This is a genomic window from Halomonas sp. SCS19 (assembly GCF_040147015.1).
Lineage (GTDB): Bacteria > Pseudomonadota > Gammaproteobacteria > Pseudomonadales > Halomonadaceae > Halomonas > Halomonas litopenaei.
In genome coordinates, this window is sequence record NZ_JAMSHN010000001.1 from 4,805,102 (window position 1) to 4,811,868 (window position 6,767).

At 61.5% G+C, this 6,767-nt stretch carries 1 protein-coding gene; it reads right to left on the reverse strand.

What is annotated here, in order from left to right; all coding sequences use genetic code 11:
- Positions 1-32: 32 nt before the first annotated feature.
- On the reverse strand, positions 33-6,767 hold a 6,735-nt coding region (locus tag NFH97_RS20690), incomplete at its 5' end, for a cadherin-like domain-containing protein (protein ID WP_349625486.1).

Here is a 6,767-nt window from a genome sequence, read left to right on the forward strand (position 1 = left end):
TTTCGCGCTATACGTCTGGACCGAGCGCTTGCCTACACATCCAGCTGGCCCTGGTTGAGCAACTGCGTCAGGAAATCATCGGGGCTTGGGGCCGCGTTGGCCACGCCTTCCAGGGTAATGACCTGATCAGCGTTGCCATTGTCGTCCGCCAGATTTCCGTCACTCTTGACGTACAGCACAATATCATCCCCTTCCTGTTCGGCGTGGATATAGTCATTCAGCGACTGCTGGTCGTCGTCCTTGTCGTAGCCTTGCAGCAACTCGCTGAGATCCAGCACATCGGCCTCTGGGTCCTGGCTGGCGTCGACACCGGCAGGCGCGACGTGGAAGTCGGTGATGACGTCGTCGGCGGGATCTCCGACCACTCCCTCATCACCCAGCACCCAGGCGAAGGTATCCGCACCGAGTCCTCCGACCAGGGTGTCATCGCCGGCACCGCCGAGCAGCAGGTCATCGCCTTGCTCACCATATAGCGTGTCGCTACCACCGCCGCCGATCAGGGTGTCGTCACCGTCACCGCCCTTGAGGGTGTCGGCGCCGCCATCCTTGCGCTCGGTGTCCATCAAGGATTCATAGTTTCCTCGAATGTACTCGAGCACCTGGGTTTCGTCGGGATCTGCTCCGCCATTTTCCGACCACTTGAGGAACTCGAACAGCCCGGCAAAACCAAGGCCATCATGCTCGCCTGCCCTGAATTCCTCTCCATCGCCATTGGTCCATTCGAGATGGTCGGTATTGATGGTGTCGCCGAAGATGATGTCACCGCGATCCGTCCCATCGAGTACATCGTCGCCGAGTTCCGCCAGCTTGTCGAAGGACGAGCCGCCCTTGAGCACCGCCTCGAGCTCCTCGGCGGTGTTGACGACAGATGCCTCGCCGACCGGCGCAGTGGGATACCCGAAGTCGTTGATGGTGATGCTGTCGAGCTGGACCAGATCCTGCTGCCCACCCCCGTTGACGACCTCGATGACGATACGATAGACACCGCTGTCAAGCTGATCGGTTTCGAAGGAGGAACCCCGTTGGCTTTCGCGGGGATAACCGGAGTCGACCGTCACCCAGTCACCGCTGCCATTGGATTTCTGAACCTCCCAGCCGAAGTAGTCAGCCCCGCCGTAGGCATCGGTACTGTAGCTAAATTCGAGTGTCGAGTAGCCGGTATCAGGCGTGTCAAGAACGAAGGCGGCACTGGTCGCCACGGTACTACCCGAGAAACGGCTGATATCCGTCAACGTCAGCGAACCATTTCCCACGACTAGCGTACCGGTGGCGTCCCCGGACTTGGTCCAGCTAGTCGCCGAGTCTAGCGGACTATCCAGGCCGGTGAAGTCGGCAAGTTGGCGACTTCCCGTCTGTGTAACCGACGAGTAGGGAATGATCTCACTCGCGCCGGTGACATCGGTGTTGTCGAAGAACTTCAGCACGTCTTCGTTGATGCCGGAGCCGATACCGATCGCTTCGACGCGACTGATTGCCGACAGGCCTTCGAAGGACTCGATCGCGTTGTTGACCTCATCAAAGCCGGTATCCCGACCGTTACCACCGGTACCGCCACTGTCGTTGACGTAGAACGTCGGCAGCCCATCGGTAAGGAAGTAGGTCAGATTCTCGTAGCCGTTACTGCTCGACTGTTCCTCCAACCAGCCTTTCGATGCCTCGAATGCCGCCTCATAGTTGGTGCCGCCCCCGCTATTGCTGCTGCCATCGACGGAGTTGATATAGGTGACGATCCGTTCGACTTCACTGTCGACCGAGCCCAGATCCATGGTCTGGGTAAACCGCGCTCCCGTATCGAAATCGACGACCTGGAGATTGATTACCCCGTCGAAATCGGCCAGTTGCTCGACCAGATTAGCCAGAGCCTGCTTGGCCAATTCCATGCGGGACAGGCCAGCGGTACCGGAGCCTCTACTCATGCTGCCCGAGGAATCGAGAATCAGGGAGATATTATAGTTCTGCGCAGGATTCACCACGGTGAAGTTGCCACCACCATCACCCACCATGACATCACTGCCGCCACCGCCGGAGACAGTATTGTCGGAGTTGTCACCGACGTATAACTGATCCGGAGCGCTGACTTCGACGGTCAGGCTGCCCGCAGCGTTGTCGCCGTCACCGTCAATACCGGTCAATCCGAGCTCGATGTCAAAGGCATCCCCCGCCTCACCAAGCCGATAGTCCATATCGCCCAGGGTAAAGGGCGTATTGCTACCGCCCACCACCTCGATACCCTGGAGCCCACCATCCGGACTGAGTTCGAACGACCATCCATCCTCCACACCATCCAGAATCAGACGGCCGGCCCCATCGACGCTGATGGACACCTTGTTGGTAACATCGGTGCCTGTCTGATCGAGAATGCGGACGTCATCGGCGCTCAGACGAATATCGTTGTCCACCGTCTGGCTGGGAGACCCAGAACCCGGCACATCACTTGCGTAGTTGAAGGCAGCCACGGTGACCACTGCCTTGGCACCGTCACCTTCAACATGGATGGTCTGGGTCACCTCGGACACACTTTCGTGCCCCTGCCAGCTCGGCTCACCGGTGACAGAGAACCCCAGGCTATCGAGGAAACTGATGCGGATGACTTCGTTAAGCTCGATACCGGGACTTACACCACCGAAGACACCGAGCGTGCCGTCCAGCGGCACCATGCCAACGCCATTGGGCGTCGAGTAGAGAACGTCGTTGTCACCCTCATCGTCCTGGTAGTTAATGCCGTGGTACTGCACGACACCATCGAGACTCAGTTCAGAGATATCGGCACGCTCGACACGCCCGTTGCTGATCTCGCCATCGGCAACGTTGATCTGATAGCCGTCTCCGGCCGGATCCAGGGTGACCGTAAAGCCGACAACCCCATCCGCAGTCACCGCCTGCAACTGATGACCGTCGGTGGATACCTGATAGGTCAGCGCCTCGCTGTCAAAGTAGAGGGGGTTGCCGTCCGCGTCAGTGGCTGGCTGCCCCTGCACATCGGTGAAGGTCACGTCCTTGACCCCATCGGCACCAGACACGCCAGCAAAGTTCAGCTGACCGCCTCGACCATCGACGAGAGCAGCCGAATCCGAGGTAAAGGCCTCCGGGCTGTCGTCGTTGACCAGCACCTGCAACTGACCACTGGCCGGGCTGCCATCGGAATCGACGATGGTGTAGCCGACATTGAACGCCAGAGAGTCCTCCGTACCCTGCTCACCATGGTCCAGAGGCTGGTGCAGTGTCACCCTGTAGGCGCCGTTCGCCACCCCGGTCAGGGCAACGGTCAACACCAGTGCGTTGGAGGCGTCACGCCCCGTGACCGTGCGGCCGTCGTCGCTCAACGTGTAGGACACCGCCTGGCCACTGGCCGTTACCGTGGGCAGGCCATCAAGACTCCAGCTAAAGGCACTTGAGCTCGCTGCCCCATCGTTGCCAAAGGAATAGCCAAGCGTCCCGGTGACGACGGTCGCCTCACCGGCCGCATCACCCGGGCCACCGGCATTGCCACCCGACAGGCCATCTTCGTCCACGCGAGCGACACCATTGGTGGCCTCCGGCGTGGAGTCAGCCGCCACATTGACCGTCAAGGTGGCGTTGCTGGTGTCGCCGTCGGCATCGGTGATGGTGTAGTCGATGACCGCGGCGCCCTCGAAGCCCGCCGCCGGAGTGAAGGTCACCTCACCGCTGTCGCTATCGATGGTCACCCTGCCAGCACTCTCGTAGCCCGACGCCATGCTCGCCGACACCAGAGTGGCGCCATCGGCTCCGCCCTCGTCGTTGGCCAGTACGTCGACGGTGACCTCAGTGTCCTCGGCGGTGCTCACAACGTCATCGACCGCCGTTGGCACGTCATCGACAATATTGATGCTGATGCTGGCAGTCGAGCTATTGCCGTGGGCATCGATCACGGTATAGCTGAATACGTCCTGGCCATTCAGGGTGTTCTGACCGTTATCCGCCTCAGCGCCGGTCACGGCGGTATCGAGGGTATAGGTGTAGGACCCATTCTCCTCGATGACCAGAGTGCCGTAGCTGCCGCGCAGGGTCGTGGCGGTGAACGTCAGTGCATCGCCCTGGGCATCACTTGCCTGAAGCTGGCCTTCCGCCACTTCGCTATTGCTGGCGGCATCGCTGCCCGTGGCAAGCCCGGCCTCGCTGACGGTAGCTGCGCTGGCATTGGCCGTGGGCGAGCCGTCGTTCACCACAAACTTGATGGTCGCCTGGCTGGTATCGCCATCGGCGTCCCTGATGGTGTAGCTCACTACCTCTTCATAACTATCGTTGGCGTCGGCGGTGTAGGTGTAACTGCCGTCGGCGTTCCAGCTGAGCTGACCACGCAGCCCGCTGTCATCGACGGAGATGACCGTGGCCCCGTCCGCACCCTGGACGTCATTGGCCAGCATTCCGTTGCCCGCTGTGGTGGTCAACGAGGTACCGGACTGCAGCGCGGCGGGGGTGTCATTGGCGGCCTGAGGCACATCATCGATGACATCGACGGTAATGGTGCCGGTGGCGGAATTGCCGTGACTGTCGGTCACCGTATAGACAAAGCTCTCGGCGTCATCGACGGGGTTATCCGACGAGGTGACCGGTTTGGTCAGGGTGTAGGTAAAGGAACCATCGGCGCGGATGTCGATCTCGCCATAGTTGCCCTTGATAGTCTCCGCCTTGAAGGTCAAGTCGTCGCCCTGGGCATCGGTCGCCACCAATTGCCCATTCACTTGCTCTGAATTGGTCGCCGACTGGGAACCCTCGTCAAGCCCGGCCTCGTTGACCTGCACGTTGGTCGGCTGAGTCGTCGGCGTACCGTTTTCGACATTGATGGTCAGGGTGGCCTGACTGGTATCACCGTCGGCGTCGGTAATGGTGTAGTTGACCACCTCGGTGTAGCTGGCGTTGTCCTTGGCCGTATAGTCAAAGCTGCCATCGGCGTTCCACGTCAGGGAACCCTGCAGGGAAGACTCATCGACGAAGGTCACGGTGGCGCCGTCGGCGCCCTGGGTGTCATTGGCCAGCAGACCAACATCGGCACCCTTGCTGATCACCTGCGAAGACTGCACGCCATCGAGCTGATCATTCACCGCCTCCGGCGCGTCATCGACCACCGAAACCTTGACGGTCGCCGTCGTACTATCCCCATCAGCCTGGCTCGCCACCACACTCACGCCCTCGATAGACAGTGAGTTCTTCAGCGTCGCTGCCACCCCATGGGGCAGACTGTCGCTGAGCGTGGCCGTGACACTGACATCGCCACTGTTCTGAGCCGCCACCGAGGCCGGCGCCTGCAGGCTCAGGGTCAGCACCAGGTCGTCGCTGCCAGCGAGTCGAGCCTCCAGTTCACCCTCGTCGTTTGCGCTCCAGACCAAAGACTCACCAGCCGCCAGACCCTGGACGCTGATGCCGGTGACGCTGTCATCGGCACCGATATTGCCAAAGCCGAAGTTCACCAGGCTGTCGCTACCCGCGTTAAACGTCAGTACGCCACTGTCCTGATCCGCAGAGACTCCGGTGTCGGCGTCCTGCAGTGTCAGATCCAGCGCCTCGGTAGTAGCATCATCGTCGCCTTCCTTGATGCTGACACTCGGGCCGCTGCCGTCGGTGATGGTGACGGTGTGGCTATCGGTGGCGGTATCGCCATCGCTGTCTTCGGTGGTGATGGTAAAGTCGATCGACGGACTGTTGGCCTGGTCGAGGTTGTCCTTGGCCTCGAAGGTCCAGTTGCCGTCGCCAGTGACGGTCAGAGTGCCTTCGGCGAGCTTGAAGCTGACGAAATCGGTATCGCCATCGCCCAGCGGCTTGGTTTCGCCTGCCGCTGTCACGCTGACGGTGGCACCATCGGCACCGGCGTCGGTGCTCCAGGTGCCGTCTACACTCTCGCCTTCGACCACGCTGGCAGGCGCTTCAACGAACTCGATGGACGGGCTGTCATCGGCGATCGCGATGCTGAGGCTTCCGTTGGCCGCACTGCCGTCATCGTCGGTGACCACCAGGGCCACCGTCTCGGTGAAGCCGGCATCCGTGGCACCTGCCTGACTGTCGTTGTCGACGCGGGTGTCCAGCGTGTAGCTGTAGCTCACGGTGCCGCCGGCGGCCGGGTTGGCACTATCCGACGGTGTAAAGCCGGTCAGGCTAAGGCTGCCGTATTCGGTATCGACCACCACCGGGCTATCGGCGGTCAGGCCCTGCAGCTCGCCCAGGCTCAGCGACTGGTTGCCCACCTGCACGCTTTGCACGCCATCGGCGCTGGTAAAGGTGAAATTACCGGGCTTGGTCAGCGCGTCCTCGCTCGGGGCAGAACCTTGCTCCAGATTGGCTTCACTCACCGATACGTCACTGCCCCCGGTAGCCAGCCCCGAGAGGCTGACGCCGTCGTCGGTGCCGGTCACGGTGATGGTCAGCGTCGCCGGTGAGGTGTCCCCGTCGGCGTCGGTCAGGGTGTAGGCAAAGGTCTCGGTCAGCTCTTCCTCGCCGCTGAGCGCCTGCACCCGCGGATCGTCGTTGTCGAGCTGGTAGGTGTAGCTGCCGTCGCTGTTGAGCGTCAGGGTGCCGTAATTGCCTGCGCCCGTCGGTGCGTCCAGCGCTACGCTGGCCGGATCGGCATCGGTGGTGTCGGCGCCGGTGGTGTCGTTGGCCAGCACATTGCCGGAAACGGAAGCGGTCTCCTCGGCAATGGTGTCGCTGTCGTCACGTGCCGTCGGCACATCGTCATTGACGTCGATGGTCAGGCGGGTCGAAGCCGTATCGCCATCGCTATCGGTAACGACAATGGCGAACTGATCCGCCAG